The 16,953-nt window shown below is 48.8% G+C and carries 18 protein-coding genes; 12 read left to right on the top strand and 6 right to left on the bottom strand.

Annotated features, from left to right (window positions below; genetic code table 11):
* The first annotated feature begins 63 nt into the window (after nt 1–63).
* Together DXN05_RS21815 and DXN05_RS24530 are read left to right on the top strand one after the other, a co-directional pair.
* Complete coding sequence (locus DXN05_RS21815; protein WP_116849427.1) at nt 64–1,131, top strand: NAD(P)/FAD-dependent oxidoreductase; 1,068 nt, start codon at nt 64–66, stop codon at nt 1,129–1,131.
* 14 nt (nt 1,132–1,145) lie between these two features.
* Complete coding sequence (locus DXN05_RS24530; RefSeq protein ID WP_211330120.1) at nt 1,146–1,265, top strand: glutathionylspermidine synthase family protein; 120 nt, start codon at nt 1,146–1,148, stop codon at nt 1,263–1,265.
* A 79-nt stretch (nt 1,266–1,344) separates the two neighbouring features.
* Here DXN05_RS24530 and DXN05_RS21810 read toward each other — a convergent pair whose 3' ends face one another.
* Both DXN05_RS21810 and DXN05_RS21805 read right to left on the bottom strand, forming a co-directional pair.
* Nucleotides 1,345–1,809 carry a GNAT family N-acetyltransferase gene (locus tag DXN05_RS21810; protein WP_116849426.1) on the bottom strand — a complete coding sequence of 155 codons (465 nt, stop codon included), beginning with the start codon at nt 1,807–1,809 and terminating at the stop codon, nt 1,345–1,347.
* A gap of 5 nt (nt 1,810–1,814) precedes the next feature.
* Nucleotides 1,815–2,291: a MarR family winged helix-turn-helix transcriptional regulator gene (locus DXN05_RS21805; protein ID WP_147314032.1), complete on the bottom strand. Its 477-nt coding sequence runs from the start codon at nt 2,289–2,291 to the stop codon at nt 1,815–1,817.
* An 86-nt stretch (nt 2,292–2,377) separates the two neighbouring features.
* Here DXN05_RS21805 and DXN05_RS21800 point away from each other — a divergent pair, with 86 nt between their 5' ends.
* Complete coding sequence (locus tag DXN05_RS21800) at nt 2,378–2,899, top strand: O-acetyl-ADP-ribose deacetylase (protein WP_116849424.1); 522 nt, start codon at nt 2,378–2,380, stop codon at nt 2,897–2,899.
* Nucleotides 2,900–2,908: 9 nt separating this feature from the next.
* Here the strand turns inward: DXN05_RS21800 and DXN05_RS21795 are convergent, their stop codons facing one another.
* The 3 genes from DXN05_RS21795 to DXN05_RS21785 are packed head-to-tail and all read right to left on the bottom strand — an operon-like array spanning nt 2,909 to nt 6,045.
* Nucleotides 2,909–4,072, bottom strand: a complete 1,164-nt coding sequence (locus DXN05_RS21795; protein WP_116849423.1) for an MFS transporter — start codon at nt 4,070–4,072, stop codon at nt 2,909–2,911.
* 21 nt (nt 4,073–4,093) lie between these two features.
* Complete coding sequence (locus DXN05_RS21790; RefSeq protein ID WP_116849422.1) at nt 4,094–5,242, bottom strand: MFS transporter; 1,149 nt, start codon at nt 5,240–5,242, stop codon at nt 4,094–4,096.
* Between the two features lie 53 nt (nt 5,243–5,295).
* A complete protein-coding gene (locus DXN05_RS21785; RefSeq protein WP_116849421.1) occupies nt 5,296–6,045 on the bottom strand; it encodes a DeoR/GlpR family DNA-binding transcription regulator in 750 nt (249 codons plus the stop codon).
* Nucleotides 6,046–6,128: 83 nt separating this feature from the next.
* Here DXN05_RS21785 and DXN05_RS21780 point away from each other — a divergent pair, with 83 nt between their 5' ends.
* The 6 genes from DXN05_RS21780 (at nt 6,129) to DXN05_RS21755 (ending at nt 12,816) form a co-directional block, all read left to right on the top strand.
* On the top strand, nt 6,129–6,698 hold the full coding sequence (locus tag DXN05_RS21780) for a 5' nucleotidase, NT5C type (protein WP_116849522.1): 570 nt from the start codon (nt 6,129–6,131) through the stop codon (nt 6,696–6,698).
* A gap of 136 nt (nt 6,699–6,834) precedes the next feature.
* Entirely contained in the window at nt 6,835–8,676 is a 1,842-nt protein-coding gene (aspS, locus tag DXN05_RS21775) for an aspartate--tRNA ligase (protein ID WP_116849420.1), read from the top strand.
* 151 nt (nt 8,677–8,827) lie between these two features.
* Nucleotides 8,828–10,276 (top strand): circularly permuted type 2 ATP-grasp protein, encoded by a 1,449-nt coding sequence (locus DXN05_RS21770; protein WP_116849419.1) that lies wholly within the window; start codon nt 8,828–8,830, stop codon nt 10,274–10,276.
* Between the two features lie 60 nt (nt 10,277–10,336).
* On the top strand, nt 10,337–11,278 hold the full coding sequence (locus DXN05_RS21765; RefSeq protein WP_116849418.1) for an alpha-E domain-containing protein: 942 nt from the start codon (nt 10,337–10,339) through the stop codon (nt 11,276–11,278).
* A 9-nt stretch (nt 11,279–11,287) separates the two neighbouring features.
* Nucleotides 11,288–12,229: a transglutaminase family protein gene (locus DXN05_RS21760; RefSeq protein ID WP_116849417.1), complete on the top strand. Its 942-nt coding sequence runs from the start codon at nt 11,288–11,290 to the stop codon at nt 12,227–12,229.
* Between the two features lie 98 nt (nt 12,230–12,327).
* Entirely contained in the window at nt 12,328–12,816 is a 489-nt protein-coding gene (locus DXN05_RS21755) for a hypothetical protein (protein WP_147314030.1), read from the top strand.
* Between the two features lie 2 nt (nt 12,817–12,818).
* On the opposite strand, the gene DXN05_RS21750 is transcribed toward DXN05_RS21755, so the two are convergent.
* A complete protein-coding gene (locus DXN05_RS21750) occupies nt 12,819–13,514 on the bottom strand; it encodes a GNAT family N-acetyltransferase (protein ID WP_116849415.1) in 696 nt (231 codons plus the stop codon).
* 139 nt (nt 13,515–13,653) lie between these two features.
* Here DXN05_RS21750 and DXN05_RS21745 point away from each other — a divergent pair, with 139 nt between their 5' ends.
* From DXN05_RS21745 to DXN05_RS21735, 3 genes are all read left to right on the top strand, one after another.
* Nucleotides 13,654–14,922, top strand: a complete 1,269-nt coding sequence (locus tag DXN05_RS21745) for a replication-associated recombination protein A (RefSeq protein ID WP_116849414.1) — start codon at nt 13,654–13,656, stop codon at nt 14,920–14,922.
* A gap of 87 nt (nt 14,923–15,009) precedes the next feature.
* Nucleotides 15,010–16,362: a M20/M25/M40 family metallo-hydrolase gene (locus DXN05_RS21740; RefSeq protein WP_116849413.1), complete on the top strand. Its 1,353-nt coding sequence runs from the start codon at nt 15,010–15,012 to the stop codon at nt 16,360–16,362.
* Between the two features lie 13 nt (nt 16,363–16,375).
* Entirely contained in the window at nt 16,376–16,822 is a 447-nt protein-coding gene (locus DXN05_RS21735) for a GNAT family N-acetyltransferase (protein ID WP_116849521.1), read from the top strand.
* Nucleotides 16,823–16,953 lie beyond the last annotated feature (131 nt).

Raw genomic sequence — 16,953 nt, 5'->3', positions numbered from 1 at the left:
TTCTACTATAAAAGAGGCCGGCCCAAAATTGGGCCGGCTTCTTTTTATTGCTTTCTTTGCAGCATGCAGGTTCAGTACATCATAGTTGGGCAGGGCATTTGCGGCACATTTCTCAGCTGGCAGTTAATGCAGGCAGGGCAAAGCATTTGCGTGATAGATACCGCACAACCTTTTTCTTCCACCAAAGTGGCAAGCGGCGTAATTAACCCGGTTACCGGCAGGCAGATTGTCACTACCTGGCTGGCAGAAGAGCTGCTGCCTTTTTGTATGAACAGCTATACAGCCATCGGCGAAACCATTGGTGCCGATGTTATTCAAAACTGCCCGGTAATGGCGTTTCCGCCTTCACAGCAAATGCAGGAAGCCTATGCAAAAAAAATGCAGCTGCCCGGCAGTTATATTCAACCGGTTGCCGAAACAATACAACAGCAGTACGACCCGCTTTTTTATTTCAGGCATGGCGTGGTGGCAATTAATCCCTCGCTCCTCATACAGCTGCACCCATTGCTGAAAGGCTGGCGCAGTGTGCTATCGGGTAAAGGAGTGCTGAGAGAAACAGCTTTTGATGCGGGTCGTTTAGCATTACATGAAGGCAGCGTGGCATACGATGATATACATGCTGAGAAAATTATTTTCTGCGATGGCCTCAATACATTCGGCAACCCGTGGTGGGGCAAGCTGCCGTTTGTAGCCAATAAAGGGCAGGCACTGATTATTGATGTGCCGGGTTTGCCGCAAAGCAATATTTACAAATTCGGGCCAACCACATTGGTGCCCTGGTACGATGGATTGTGGTGGGCAGGCAGCAGTTATGAAAATGATTTTGAAGATGCGCTGCCAACAGATGCCTTCAAAAAAGCCGCTACCGCAGCATTGCAAACCGTGATACGGCAGCCGTTCACCGTGGTTGATCACCTCGCTTCCATTCGCCCGGCCTGTATTGAACGCAGGCCGTTTGTGGGTTTTCACCCGCAATACCCGCAGATAGGCATACTCAATGGCATGGGCACAAAAGGCTGTTCGCTGGCACCCTATTTTGCGGCGCAGCTAACGGGCTACCTCGTAAACAATACACCCATTATGCCCGAAGCAGCTGTGCAGCGTTTTGCACGCAGCCTTGCCCGCGGATAGTAATAACCAGCACTTTGGCCGCCGGTACAATTCACCGTTTAATAGGCCAGCAGTCCGCAGGTATGGGCATCCGTGAAGCCGGTACACTGGTAACCAATAATACCAGCCGTTTTGTACCGCATCTTATTGCATAAAACAGTTCAGGAGTTCACAGGTTGCATAGTTTCATTTCAACCTGTGAACATTGAAACCGCCTGAACTATTGAACTGCATCTACAGCCATACTTCCATACGTATATCAGCACGCGCATAGGGTGTTGTCGTCATGGGTATTTCTTTAAAACCCAGGCTGCGGTACAGGTTCAGCGCTACTTCCAGCCGCCTGTTCGATTCGAGCCACACACGCCTGGCCCCCAAAGCCCGCGCTTCTTTCAAAGCAGCTTCGCACAGTTTTTTACCAATATGTTTGCCCTGCACGGCAGGTGAAACACCCATTTTTACCAGCTCATATTCAGCCTCGCCTGTTTTCACCAATGCGCAGGTGCCCACAGCCTTGCCTTCGTATACAGCAAATAAAATGCTGCCGCCTTTGTTTATAATATAAGTTTCCGGGTTGTCAAGCTGCTCCATATCGTGCGGCTCTACCGCAAAAAATTTCTCAATCCATTCTATGTTCAGTGCTTTAAAAGCTGCGGCATACTCCGGCCGGTAGCCGCTGATGGTTACTTCGTTGTTCATACCTTTTATATTTCCTGGAATCGTTTATAATAATTCTGCTCGTCCAGCAGGGCCTCCATTTCTCCCAGCGCTGCAAGCAGGTTGTTTTGCTGCAGGGCAAACAGCTGGTTGTTCAGTTTCTCTATTTTCTTCCACACCTTTTCAAAAGCCGGTAAACTCTTCTGCCCTTTTTTAGACAGGCGCAGCAGGCGTTTGCGGCTGTCATCAGGCGATTTTACCGATTCGATATAGCCTTTCTTCTCCAGCTCTTTGGCCATATGAATAACAGCGGGATGCGAAAAACTCAGTTCTTCGGCAATCTCCATAATACCAATGCCGTTACGGCGGCTAACCAGGTAAAACAGGATAAAATGCCTGGTTTCAAAATCCAGGTCATGCTCCTTGTAAATACGCTCTACATTGCGCGCCAGGTCGTCGCCTAAACGGCGCATACGCGCTCCGATTGCTAAGCCGCCAAGGGCGTTGATGATGTTCTCAGGCATTGCGATAGGTAAATAATTACGTAAATATTTACCTAAATATACAAAGCTTTCCAATTTCCACCATCTTTGTTTTTCAACTGCGTTATATGATGCCAATTATACAGCTGGTGCGCGGCGATATTACCACCATACATGCCGATGCCATTGTAAATGCTGCCAACAGCTCCCTGCTGGGCGGCGGCGGTGTTGACGGCGCTATTCACCGTGCAGGCGGCCCGGCTATTCTTGAAGCCTGCCGCGCCATACGCGCCAAACAGGGCAGCTGCGCTGCAGGCGAAGCCGTGATTACTACCGGTGGCAAACTGCCTGCACGTTATGTGATACATACAGTGGGACCGGTATGGAACGGCGGATCAAAAAATGAAGAGCAGCTGTTGGCCAATGCTTACCGCAACAGTTTGAAACTGGCGCTGGAACATGGTATTAAAACCATTGCCTTTCCCAATATCAGCACCGGCATTTATCATTTTCCCAAACAACGCGCTGCAGCAATTGCCGTGGAAACCGTACAGCAATTTTTTGCTTACAGTACGGCGATAGAGCAGGTGCTGTTTGTTTGTTTTGATGAAGAGAATTACAACATTTATCAAAAGCTGCTGCACACCTGATGTGCAGCCTTATTTTGCAATTTTGGAAGAGAAGAAAGTTATGCCAATGCCGCTGCATACGATAATACCAAAAGCCACACGCAGGTTAATGGCTTCTGCCACATAGCCCATCATAGGCGGTACCAATAAGAAGCCGATATAACTTACAATAGACACGCCCGCAATGGCATGCCCGGGTGATAACCGCGTGTTTTTGCCCGACACTGCAAACACCATGGGTATTACGCAGGATATGCCAAAGCCGGTTAATATAAAACCTGCCATGGCCGCATAGAAATAAGGAAAGGCAACTGCGATGCCCAAACCCGCTGCAACCAGCAAACCGCTTAACTGCAGCAGTTTTTTTACCCCGTATTTGTTTACCAGTTTGTCACCGGCAAAGCGCGCAGCAGCCATGGCACACATATACACGGTGTATCCCAAACCAATATGCCCGGCCGCACCTTTTACTTCATGCTGAAAATAAATCACACTCCAATCGTACATAGTACCTTCCACAGCCATGCTGCAAAATGCCACCAGCCCCAGTTTCAGCAAAGGCCTGTCTGGCAGTACCAGTATCGGCTTTTTACCGCTGCTGGGCACATCCTGTTTTAAGGTATCACCAAACGAAAAGGCAATCATGATCAGCGTTGCAGCACCTACCACCAGGAAGTGGTACAACGGCGATACATTGGCCGATAACATATAAGTACCCAATGCTGCCGCAGAAAAACCCGCCACACTCCATATGCCGTGAAAGCTGGCAATAATAGATTTATTGTACAACTGCTGCACACCTACGGATTGTGCATTTACCGCGATGTTTAAAAAGTTGCGTGAACTGCCAAACAGGAAAAGAATAACACCCAGCTGCCAGCTATGCTGCACAAGGCCCAGCACAGGCAGCAAAACGGCATACAGCAAAGCGCCGCCCAGCATTATGTAGCGGCTGCTGATGCGGCTTAACAGTATACCGGTAAAAGGCAGGGTAAGCAACAGGCCCAGCGGCATGGCAAACAGCAGGGTACCCAGTTCGGCATTGTTTAAATGCAGCTGTTGTTGCAGCGAGGGAATACGTGAAGCCCAGCTGGCCAGGGTAAAACCGGAGATAAAGAAAAAAACAGCCACCGCCACGCGCGTACGCAGGGCGGCTGAATAATTTTTACTTGCAAACACAAGGTGACTAAACATACTAATGAGATATAACTGCCCTTACATATTTCGTGTTTTCGACGCCAGCAGCGTGGTGCCGAAACCGAGTACCGCGATCAGTGTAAACGACCAGCGCAAACTGGCGGCCTGTGCAATAAAACCAATCATGGGCGGACCAACCAGGAATCCAAGGAAACCAATGGTGGAAACCGCTGCCAGCGCCACACCGGGCGACATGGTTTTCGATTTGCCTGCCAGTCCGTATACCAGCGGCACAACTGATGATACACCCACACCCACCAGCAAAAAGCCGATGGTTGCGGTAACAATATTCGGAAACAATACCGACAATAACAGCCCGGTGGTAATAATCACGCCACTACCCTGCAACACTTTTGTAACGCCGATGCGTGTAACCACCCAGTCTGCCGCAAGGCGTCCGCCTGCCATGGTACTCATAAACGCCACCAAACCAAACGTAGTATAGGCTTTGGGAACTGCTACCACTTTTTCAAAATAAATACCGCTCCAGTCAAACATAGTACCCTCGCTTACCAGGCTGGCAAACGCAATTAAACCCAGCTTCCAGATATAGGCATCGGGTTTGGCAAATACCGGCTGGTTGGTGTTGCCAATATCTTTGGGTAATGTGTAACGGTACGAGGCCAGCACCAGCACCACCGTACCTGCGCAGATTAAACTGAAATGAAAAAACGGTGGCATCCCTTTCGATACCAGGAAACTGCCGATAGCAGAACCGGAGAACCCGGCCAGGCTCCACAAGCCATGAAACGATGCCATGATAGAACGGCCATATAAATTCTCAACACCCACAGCCTGCGTGTTTACAGCAATGTTGAACATATTGCTCCACAAACCGAAAAAGAAAAGTATGCCTACCAGCTGCCATACGGCTGTTGCCAGGCCAATAAGTGTAAGTGTAAGGGGATATAAAAGCGCAGCAAAAATCAACACTTTACGGCTGGTGAATTTGGCTACTGCCCAGCCTGAAATGGGCAAACTGCACATCAGCCCTACCGGCAATGCAAACAGTACACTGCCCCAGCCTGCATCGTTCAGGTGCAGTTGGTTTTTAATATCCGGTATGCGGCTGGCCCAGCTGGCAAATGTAATGCCCGCAATAAAAAAGAACACACTCGTTGCAATACGGAACGAGCGGTTAACATCAATGGAAAGAGACAGGTTCATCTTACTAATTTGTTGTTGGTATGGCAGCAATGTTCTTTCCGCAAATGCAGCAATCACAGCACTTTTATACCCAGGGCTGTATAGGGTTTCAGTAAATCACTGTCGGTGCTTTCTTCGGTTACAATGGTATCGAGTTCGGTAATATCACACACTTTATAAGGCTCGGCAGTGCCTATTTTATCGTTGGTGGTTACTGCCACTACGCGGTTGGCGCATTTAAGCATTTCGCTTTTTACTTCTGCTTCGCCATAATCGTTGGTACTGATGCCTATTTCATGATGCAGGCTGCACACGCCGATAAAACAGGTATCTACCCGCATGCGGCGAAACATGCGCAATGCTTCCATACCCATGGTTACCTGCGAATTTTTAAACACTTTTCCCCCGGCAAGAATCAGTTCAACAGAAGGATGATCGGCCAGCAGGGCTGCAATGGGTATATTGTTGGTGACCACAGTAATGGCCAGGTCGTGCGGCAGCATACTGGCAATGGTATAAGTAGTGGTGCCGCCATCGAGCAGTATTACCTGCCCCGGCTGCAGCAAACCCAGCGCTTTTTCCGCAACCTGCTTTTTATTATGCTCCAGTAAATGAATACGCTCTTTAAACGAATGCACGTTGGGCGAATGCGGTATCGCTCCTCCCCGCACTTTCATCAGCAAACCATTATTTGCCAGCAACTCAATATCTCTTCGTACCGTATCTTCCGATACCTGCAGGGCGCCGCTTAATTCGCCCAGGGTCACTTTCTGGTTATCCTTCAGCCGCTGCAAAATAAAGTCTAAACGCTCTTCTTTCAACATCACTTGCAATATTTTACTTCAAATTTACATCAACTTTGCAAATTATTGCAATATTTCGCACTAAATTGCACAAAATTGCAAGTATGAAGCGCGTTATTATCGACATGGACCACGTGATGGCAGACATTACCAGTCAATACATTAGCTATTACCAGCAGCATAAAGGCATTACCGTAAACCGGGAAAGCCTGCTGGGCAAGCCCGAAACAGAAGCATTTCCCGACAGCCAGCTGGTGCGCAGTTTTTTATATATGCCCGGCTTTTTTCGCACGCCGCCGGTTATTAAAGACAGCCAGGCCGTAATTGAAGCCCTGAACCAGGTGTATGATGTATATATTGTTTCTGCAGCCCTGGAATTTCCGCAGTCACTGGCAGAAAAAGTGGCCTGGCTCAACGAGCACTTCCCTTTTATTACCTGGCAGCAGATTGTATTCTGTGGCAGCAAAAAAATTGTACATGGCGATTATATGATTGATGACCACCTGAAAAACCTGGACTATTTTGAAGGTGAAAAACTCTTCTTTACCGCTACCCACAACATACACATCGACAAACATACCCGCGTAAACAGCTGGAAAGAAATAGCCGATATGCTGTTACCCGGCGGTTATGCGTCAATCGGCAGCAAATTGCAACAATCAGCCGCAATTTAACGCAACACCCATCGGCCATTTCGGTTATATTTGCGTCCCTTGTGTGGTTGCCGCAGCCGGTTTCCACGCAAGGATTGAGGCTTGAAAGGCCCTGCCGTTTCAAGACGTTTCATTCAATTACAAAACGCAACAGTATATGTACCGCTCACACACTTGTGGTGAACTTAGAATCGGAGACGTTCAAAAGGAAATAACCCTCGCCGGCTGGGTGCAGACAGTTAGAAAAGTCAGCAAATCGCTCATTTTTGTCGACCTGCGCGACCGTTATGGCATCAGTCAGCTCGTGTTTGAAGAAAATATTTCAGCCTCGCTTGATGAACAATCCATCGGCCGTGAATATGTAATACAAGCCAAAGGCGTGGTACGTGAGCGTTCCAATAAAAACCCGCAGCTGGCCACCGGTGATATTGAAATAGTTGTTAGTGCTTTCCAGATACTCAATAAATCTGCAGTACCGCCTTTTACCATCGACGACAACACTGATGGCGGCGACGACCTGCGCATGAAATACCGTTACCTCGATTTACGCCGCAATGCAGTAAAGAAAAACCTTGAACTGCGTTATGCCGTAAACCGCTCTGCCAGGAACTACCTGCACGAGAACAATTTCATGGATATTGAAACCCCCTTCCTCATTAAATCAACGCCCGAAGGCGCACGCGATTTCGTAGTGCCTTCCCGTATGAACCCCGGCCAGTTTTATGCACTGCCGCAATCACCCCAAACATTCAAGCAACTGCTCATGGTAAGTGGTTACGACCGCTACTACCAGATTGTAAAATGTTTCAGGGATGAAGACCTGCGTGCAGACCGCCAGCCCGAGTTTACACAGATTGACTGTGAAATGTGCTTTGTAGAACAGGAAGACATTCTGCAGATGTTTGAAGGGCTGGTACGCCGCATCTTCAAAGATGTAAAAGGTATCGATTACAATGAAGTGATTACCCGCACCACCTGGGATGAAGCCATGTGGCAATATGGTAATGACAAACCGGATATCCGTTTTGGCATGCAGCTCGCCAACCTCAAATTCCCTTCACACACATTCCCCGGCAGGCATACTGCTTTCGGTGAAGGCAAACAGGGACTGGAAGGCGCAGGCTTTGGCGTATTTGATAATGCTGAAACCGTTATTGCCATTGCAGTACCGGGCTGCAGCGAATACACCCGCAAGCAGACCGATGAACTGACTGAATGGGTAAAACGCCCGCAGATAGGCATGCAGGGCCTGGTATACATTAAATACAATACCGACGGCACGCTGAAAAGCAGTGTAGATAAATTCTATACTGAAGACAGGCTGAAAACCATTGCTGCAGCCACCAATGCACAACCCGGCGATCTTATCCTGGTTGTTGCAGGCCGTGAAGAACGCACCCGTAAAGCAGCCAGCGAACTGCGCCTCGAAATGGGCAAACGCCTGGGCATGCGCAGGGAAGATGAATTTAAACTGCTGTGGGTACTCGATTTCCCGCTGTTTGAATATGCAGAAGAAGAAAACCGCTGGGTAGCGCGTCACCATCCGTTTACCTCACCCAAACCGTCTGATATCCCGGTAATGATCGGCAACTCACCGGTGATCGATAACCCCGAGCAGTACCTTGAACATCCGTATGCAGGCATCAAAGCCAATGCATACGACATGGTGCTGAACGGTAATGAAATCGGCGGTGGTTCTATCCGTATTTTCCAGCGCGAACTGCAGGAGAAAATGTTTGCTGCACTGGGTATGAGCCCCGAAGAAGCCAACCACAAATTCGGCTTCCTGCTGGGTGCATTTGAATACGGTGCGCCACCACACGGCGGTATCGCTTTCGGTTTCGACCGTTTGTGTTCTATTCTCGGCGGCAGCGAAAGCATCCGCGACTTTATCGCCTTCCCCAAAAACAACAGCGGCCGCGATGTAATGCTCGATGCACCCGGCACAATTGATGACAAACAATTTGATGAGTTGCAGATAAAACTCAACCTGAAATAGCAAAAGCGGCCTGCGGGCCGCTTTTTTATTGTTCAATTGCTTGATGGTTTGATGGTTATTGCCTAAATTACTTTCACTTCGAATTGCAGCTGCCGGGATACGGGTATCCCTGCGGCTGCTTTTTTTTTAAACTGTACCGAACTGATTGCCCATGAGTATTTCCGATTTGCTGCAGCAATATGCCAGCGCTCCCGGCATCTGGGATGAAATGAAATGTGATGCAGGCATACGCGACCATTACCAGAAAGTATTTACCGCACTCCGACACATGGATATGCCCACTATTCAGCAAAAAGAAATGCTGGCCGGTGAGCTGTTTATGAACCAGGGCATCACTTTCACCGTATACAGCGACAACGCAGGTATTGAACGTATTTTCCCATTCGACATTATTCCCCGTATTATCACCGGCCGCGAATGGGACACCGTTGAAAAAGGCATACAGCAACGCCTGAAAGCGCTGAACCTGTTTTTAAAAGACATTTACAACACCCAGCAGATTATTCACGACGGCATTATACCTGCTGCACTCATTGCCTCGTGCCCGCATTATACCCGCGAAGTGTTCGGCATACAGGTACCCTACGATATTTATGTGCACATATCCGGCATAGACCTGATACGTGGTGAAGACGGCCGCTTTTATATACTGGAAGATAACCTGCGCACCCCGTCGGGCGTAAGTTATATGCTTGAAAACCGCGAAGTAACCAAGCGTATTTTCCCGGATATGCTTTCTGCCAACCAGGTGCGGCTGGTACACAATTACCCGCTGCTGCTGCACGAAATACTGCTGCAGTTGTCACCAACCCAACTCGCCAATCCCACCGTGGTATTGCTCACACCAGGTGTGTTTAACTCCGCTTATTATGAACATACCTTCCTGGCCAGGCAAATGGGCATTCCCCTGGTAGAAGGCCGTGACCTGGTGATCAACAACCACAAAGTGTTTATGAAAACAACCAACGGGCTGGCACAGGTACACGTAATTTACCGCAGGATAGACGATGAATTTCTTGACCCGCTGGCCTTTAAGGCCGATAGTGTGCTGGGCGTACCTGGTTTGCTCAGCGCTTACCGCAGGGGCAATGTTGCCATTGTAAACGCAGTGGGCAATGGTGTGGCAGACGATAAGGCTGTGTATGCCTATGTACCTGATATGATCCGTTATTACCTGAATGAAGAACCGATACTGGCCAATGTACCCACCTATCAGCTGAGCGATCCCGCAGCAAGGGAGTATGTATTTAACAACATCAGCAGCATGGTGGTAAAACGAACCAACCAGAGCGGAGGTTATGGTATGATTATGGGCAATACCGTGCAGGAAGCCGAATGGGAAGCAGCACGCAAGACCATTGAACAGGAGCCGCGCAATTTTATTGCACAGCCCATTATCAAATTGTCTACCGTGCCCTGTTTGATAGACGGCCGTTTTCAGCCAAGGCATGTTGATTTGCGGCCCTATGCATTGTGCGGCCCCAATGGGATTAAAATTGTACCCGGCGGACTAACGCGTGTGGCACTGCGGGAAGGCTCGCTGGTGGTAAACTCATCGCAGGGCGGCGGCAGCAAAGACACCTGGATTATTGATGAATAAAACTCCCGGCACATTTTATCTTTTGCAACAACTACTCAACATCGTTAAAAATATCAGCCAATGCTTAGCCGCATAGCCGACGCCTTATTCTGGTTAAACCGTTACATGGAACGCGCAGACGGATTGCTGCGCACTACTTCTACCCATTTTACCCTATCGCTCGACAAAGGCGTTAACGGCCCGCTTAACTGGCGCCCGCTGCTCGAAACCTATGTACCGGGCAATGAAGCTGAAATAAGCGCGCTGGAAAACGATACACAGGGCGCATTGCAGAAACTGATCACAGATACTGGCAATCACAATTCACTCAGGATACTCATCAGTAAAGCCCGTGAAAACGCACGCGGGGTGCAGGATCACATCACCAAAGAAATGTGGGAAGAAGTAAACCAGCTATACCATGTAGTAAATCACCCTGCATTAAATAACCGGCTCAATGCACACCAGGCCATGGATGTGCTGGGCCTTTTAAGCCGCCACTGCGTAATGTACAACGGCATTACAGATATCACCATGGCGCGTGGTACAGGCTGGAGCTTTATGAACATTGGCAAGTACCTGGAACGCAGCCTCGAAACCATTTTGCTTACAGACAAACAATTCGGCCGTATTGGTTACCGCATGGACGATGCGCAAGATATTATGCAATGGCGCTACCTGCTGCTGTCGCTTTCGGGTTACGAACTGCATCTCAAAAGTTACCGCTCTGTTCATTACAACAAAAACGTATTGCAACAGGTACTCATTAACCGCGATTTTACCCGCTCGGTTATCTATTCCCTTAACAGGATAGAAAAGCACCTGAAAGACATCCCTACGGATAACCAGAATGCAGACCACATAAGGCTTTGCAGCAACTTCGGCCGTTTATTCAGCAAAGTGCAGTACCTTGATTTTGATACACTGAACAACCAAACCCTGCGGCCGTTTCTTGCCGAACTGCAAACCGACCTGTCCACCTTTGGCCAGCTGCTTGGCCAGCATTTTTTTTCCTATTCTTAAATTCATGCAATGCCAGTTTTCAAAATCCATCATATTACGCGTTACGAATACGACAGGCCGGTAAAAGAAAGTGTCAACGATATCCGCATTTACCCATACCAGGGCCCTGACCAGGAAGTGCTGCTGCACGAGCTCAATATTACCACGCACCCTGAAATACAGACCCATATTGACTATTGGGGCAATAAAAATGGCGTGTTCAATGTATTGCAGCAGCACACACAGCTTATCATAGAAAACAGGCTGCTGATACGCACCGTAGCGCCTGCACAGCTGCGCATCAACTTTCATGGCAGCTTTGAACAGTTACACCAGGAGTGCGACAACCAGCTGCAACTGCTGGAACTGGCAGCACCCGATAACATCAGCAGGCAAGCCGGGATTATAGCCATAGTGCAGGAATTGCACAAACCGGGCAAATCTGTTGCAGCCACGGTAGAGTATTGCAGCGAATATATTTTCAAGCATTTTAAATACAACAAAGGCATCACCAATGTAAACACTACGGTGGATGAGATACTGCAACACCATGCAGGCGTTTGCCAGGACTTTGCACACCTGATGCTGCAAATATTGCGCACGCTCGGCATCCCCGGCAGATATGTAAGCGGTTACATATGTCCCAATAAAAACGGCATGCGCGGCGAAGGCGCTACCCATGCCTGGGTAGAAGCGTGGCTGCCTGGTTATGGCTGGGCAGGCATTGACCCCACCAACAATGTATGGGTAACCAATACACACGTAAAACTCGCCGTGGGCAGGCATTTCAACGATTGCAGTCCGGTAAAGGGCACCTTTAAAGGCCCGGCAAAACAACAGCTGTCGGTATTTGTGTCGGTGAGTTATGAAGACGGCCAGGTGTTTGAAGAGATCAACAATGTGCACCTCAACCCGCATGCCGGTGAGCAGGCCGATGCGCCGGCAGACAAAACTTTTGCCCAACAACAATAGAAAATATCGCATCTTGCAGGAAGAATAAACCGCACGGTGACATTCATTATCCGGTAGTACCGGTGATGCAGTTACAGGCGGTTATAAAAATGCAGCGGATGAAAGGAATGATCGTATACCGTATCTTATCTTTTTTTGTGAATTTGTTTGCCGTACTTCTTGCAGTATCGCTATTGCCGGTAATTTCTATGGCGCTTGCTTCTCCGCCGGTGGCAATGATGGCTTTCCTGATGGTGGGTGTAATATTGTATGCATGGTACTCCAACGTATTTTTCAGCATTGTCATCATCCGCAAAGAGCAGTTTACCCGCAGAAAAAAAGACTGGCTGGTAGTAAACAGCTTTCTTGCCATTGTGTACAGCTTCCTGTATACTTTTGTTTGCATTGTTGTTATTACCCATCCTGATATTCTGCGTACTACGGTAAACCAATTGCCAGTGAAAGTGTCCACCCGCTTTATGGAAAACGTAGTCATTACGATGCTTTCGTTTTCTACCATATTGCTGGTACATATTTTCTGGACATACTACCTGATCCGCAAAAACAAAGATTCTATTATCGACGACACACCCACCGACACGGAATAACCTTATAATTTAATCAGCTGCCAGAAAGCAATCTCCCTGTGTTTTACAAAGCCCAGCTTTTCATAAATCCGTATTGCATGCGCATTGGCACTCAGCACCTGTAAAAAAGGCAATGCCTGCTGTGTATGAATGTTTTTACACACATGCGCCACCAGCTGCTGTGCATAGCCCCTGCCCGTAAAATCAGGATGCGTAACTACCGCGCTTACTTCTGTAATGCCCTGCATTTTCAGGCGCTCCCCTGCCATAGCTACCAGCCGGCCGTTTGCCCGTATGCCATAGTAATTCCCCATTTCAGCGGTACGGCTTTTAAAAAAGCCGGGCTGCACCAGGTTAATCAGGGTGAGCATATCAGTTTTGTCGGCCGGGGTCAACTGCAACACATTTATTTCGCTATCCGTGCGCGGGGCAATCAATACCGGGCAAATCATTTGCAGGCAGTTCAGCCTGTTCCCCTGCTGCCACATGGCGGGTATTGCTGCCGGGAACTCACCTACCAGGTACACGGTTTCTCCTGCTGCCACCAGCGGGGTCATCTCGTGCAGCAGACCGGGCGCAGCATTTTTGCCTGCAATAAACGGCACCACATCGGCCGGGTAACGCTGTGCAAGCGCTGTGCCTGCAGCAAAGTGCCGGTGTACGGTTTGCAGCGCGTGCCATACCGGGTTATTAAGCTGTATTAACTGATCGTTCGTCATAGCTGTTTAATGAACAATAAAGGTAAATATTTACGTAAATATTTACCTATTTATTTGACCAGGAAATTTTATCCCGGGAAAGCCGCTCTTTTGCTAAATAGCTTAGTAGTTTCTGCAAATTGCGTACATTGCCACTGCTATGAAACATGCAATACCACTCGCTGAACGCATGCGCCCGGCTACGCTGGACGAACTGGTGGGGCAACAGCACCTCACCGGCAAAGGCAGCATACTGCGCACCGCAATCGACAACGGCAGCATACCTTCCATGATACTGTGGGGGCCACCGGGTGTGGGCAAAACCACCATTGCCAATATCATTGCGCACACCCTGCAGGTACCGTTTTACCAGCTCAGCGCCATCAGCAGTGGCGTAAAAGATGTGCGCGAAGTAATCGAGGCCGCTAAACAGCAATTGCACGCCATCCTGTTTATCGATGAAATTCACCGCTTCAATAAAAGTCAGCAGGATGCCCTGCTGGGTGCAGTAGAAAAGGGCACCATTACACTTATCGGTGCTACCACTGAAAACCCTTCATTTGAAGTAAACGCGGCCCTGTTAAGCAGAAGCCAGGTATATGTACTGAAAGCTCTTACGCACGAAGACCTGGTGCAGCTGCTGCAGCAGGCCATGCAAAAAGATGAAGTATTAAAAGAATATAAGATTGACTTGCAGGAAACCGCTGCACTCATCAATATATCCGGCGGAGATGCCCGCAAACTGCTGAACCTGTTTGAACTGGTTATTACCGCTGCTGCCAAAAACAACCAGGTCACCCTTACCGACGACCTTGTGATGCAGGTAGCCCAGAAACGCGTAGCGCTTTACGACAAACAGGGCGAACAGCATTACGATATTATTTCCGCATTCATCAAAAGCATGCGCGGCAGCGACCCCAATGGTGCCGTGTACTGGCTGGCCCGCATGATTGAAGGGGGCGAAGATGTAAAGTTTATTGCCCGCCGCATGGTAATATTTGCCAGTGAAGATGTGGGCAACGCAAACGCAAACGCCTTGCTGCTGGCCAACGCCACTTTTGACGCAGTTAGCAAGATCGGTTACCCCGAAGCACGCATTATTTTATCACAATGTGCTACTTACCTCGCTTCTTCACCCAAAAGCAATGCCTCGTACGAAGCCATTGGCGCTGCGCTGGCAGCCGTAAAACAATTCGGCGATTTACCTGTACCCCTGCACATACGCAATGCCCCTACCCGCCTGATGAAAGACATGGACTATGGCAAGGGATATAAATACGCGCATTCATTTGAAGGTAATTTTGCAGAGCAGGAATACCTGCCCGAGCAATTAAGTGGCACACCATTTTACAACCCGGGCGCCAATGCAAGGGAAGAAGAACTGCGCCGTTTCCTGAAACAAAAATGGAAGAATAAATACAACTATTAATACAATGGCCGAAGCATTGGCCGGTTAACCGATATCGTGTTTCAGCAAACAGGGAATCGGTTATCTTTCCCTTACAAAACACAACGCATGAGAAAACTGCTACCGGCCCTGCTTGGCCTGCTGTTGCTGCAGCAAAGCACACAGGCACAAACTACCATACAACGCGACAGCGCTATCGCACGGATGGTGCAGGCTGTATCTGCCGATTCGCTGCAATCGTACATCAGCACACTTGTTACCTTCGGCACCCGCAATACATTAAGTTCAACCACCGATGCACGCAAAGGTATTGGCGCAGCCCGCAACTGGGTGCTCGGCAAATTCAACCAGTTTGCCCAAACAGCCGGCGGACGGTTGACTGCCGTGATTGATACCACCAACTTGCAGCCCGATGGCAAACGCGTAGATGCGGTAACCAACCTGGGCAATGTAATGGCCACGCTCAAAGGCACCGATCCCAACGATACACGCATCTTTATCATCAGTGGGCACCTCGACAGCCGCCGTACCGATGTAATGGACCGCACCAACGATGCACCCGGCGCCAATGACGATGGCAGCGGCTGCGCAGCCGTACTGGAATGCGCACGCATCATGAGCCGGCAGCAGTTCCCGGCCACCATTATTTTTGTTACGGTAAGCGGCGAAGAACAAAGTCTGTTGGGAAGCACCTACCTTGCCAACAAAGCCAAAAAGCTGGGCTGGAATGTTACGGCCATGCTCAACAACGATATTATGGGCAGTAACAACAGCAATGAAACCAATATTATTGAAAACACCCGCATACGTGTTTTCAGCGAAGGACTGCCTGCTTATGAACTGGATAAAAAAGCAAAATTCATTCGCCAGATGGGGCTCGAAAATGATGGCCCTGCCCGCCAGCTGGCCCGTTATGTAAAGGAAACCGGCGAGCGTTATGTTGACAATCTCGAAGTTGTGATGGTTTACCGCAACGACCGTTTTTTACGCGGCGGCGATCACTCCCCCTTTGTTGACAATGGTTTTACCGCGGTGCGCATTACTGAAATGAATGAAAACTTCAACCACCAGCACCAGGATCTGCGCACGGAAAAAGGCATCGAATATGGCGACCTTACCAGGTTCATGGATTTTGAATACCTGCGCAAAAACACGGCACTCAACCTCTGCAACCTGGCCAACCTCGCATCGTCTGCCGGCGCCCCCGATGAAGTAAAGATGGACGTTAAGAACCTCACCAATTCAACATTCCTTTACTGGAAAGCGCCTGCCACCGGCACACCCAAAGGCTACTACGTATTGCTGCGCGAAACAACCAGCGCAGTATGGCAGAAGAAATTTTTCACAACGGCTACAGAAATGCGCCTGCCATATTCAAAAGATAATTATTTCTTTGCAGTGCAATCCGTCACTGCAGCGGGCAATGAAAGCCTGCCTGTTGTTCCGGGTATTGGGAAATAACAAAACAGCAGTTATGGCACGTAAAACAGTGTATAAGTTTTTTGATGAATTAACGCCGCATGAGCTGTACAATATCATTCGCCTGCGCAACGAAGTATTTGTGGTAGAACAGAACTGTGTGTTCCAGGATGCGGATAACAAAGACCCGAAATGTTACCACCTTATGATATGGGATGATACTGTACTGGCTGCCTATACAAGGCTGGTACCGCCCGGTATATCCTATCCCGAAATGTCTATCGGCAGGGTTGTCTCCAATCCCTTATCACGCGGCACAGGTGCAGGTAAAGAACTGATGCAGGCTTCTATTGATGCCTGTATGCAACTGTTTGGCGAAGGGCCTATCACCATTGGTGCGCAGCTGTATCTAAAAAAATTCTACGAATCATTCGGGTTTGTACAGTCCGGCGATGTGTATGATGAAGATGGCATAGACCACATCATTATGAAAAGAGCATAACAAGAAGAGGCCGTCTCAAAAGTATTTGGGGCGGCTTTTTCAATATTGGCCGGTATACCACGCTATATAGCGGAGACTTTGATTAAGTGAGGTAAAATTATAAGATCACAGGATTGTGTTAGTAGAAGGGC

The sequence above is a fragment of the Deminuibacter soli genome (assembly GCF_003412455.1).
Classification (GTDB): domain Bacteria; phylum Bacteroidota; class Bacteroidia; order Chitinophagales; family Chitinophagaceae; genus Deminuibacter; species Deminuibacter soli.
The sequence above is the reverse complement of the archived record's forward strand: the minus strand, read 5'-3'. Positions and strand labels throughout refer to the sequence as shown.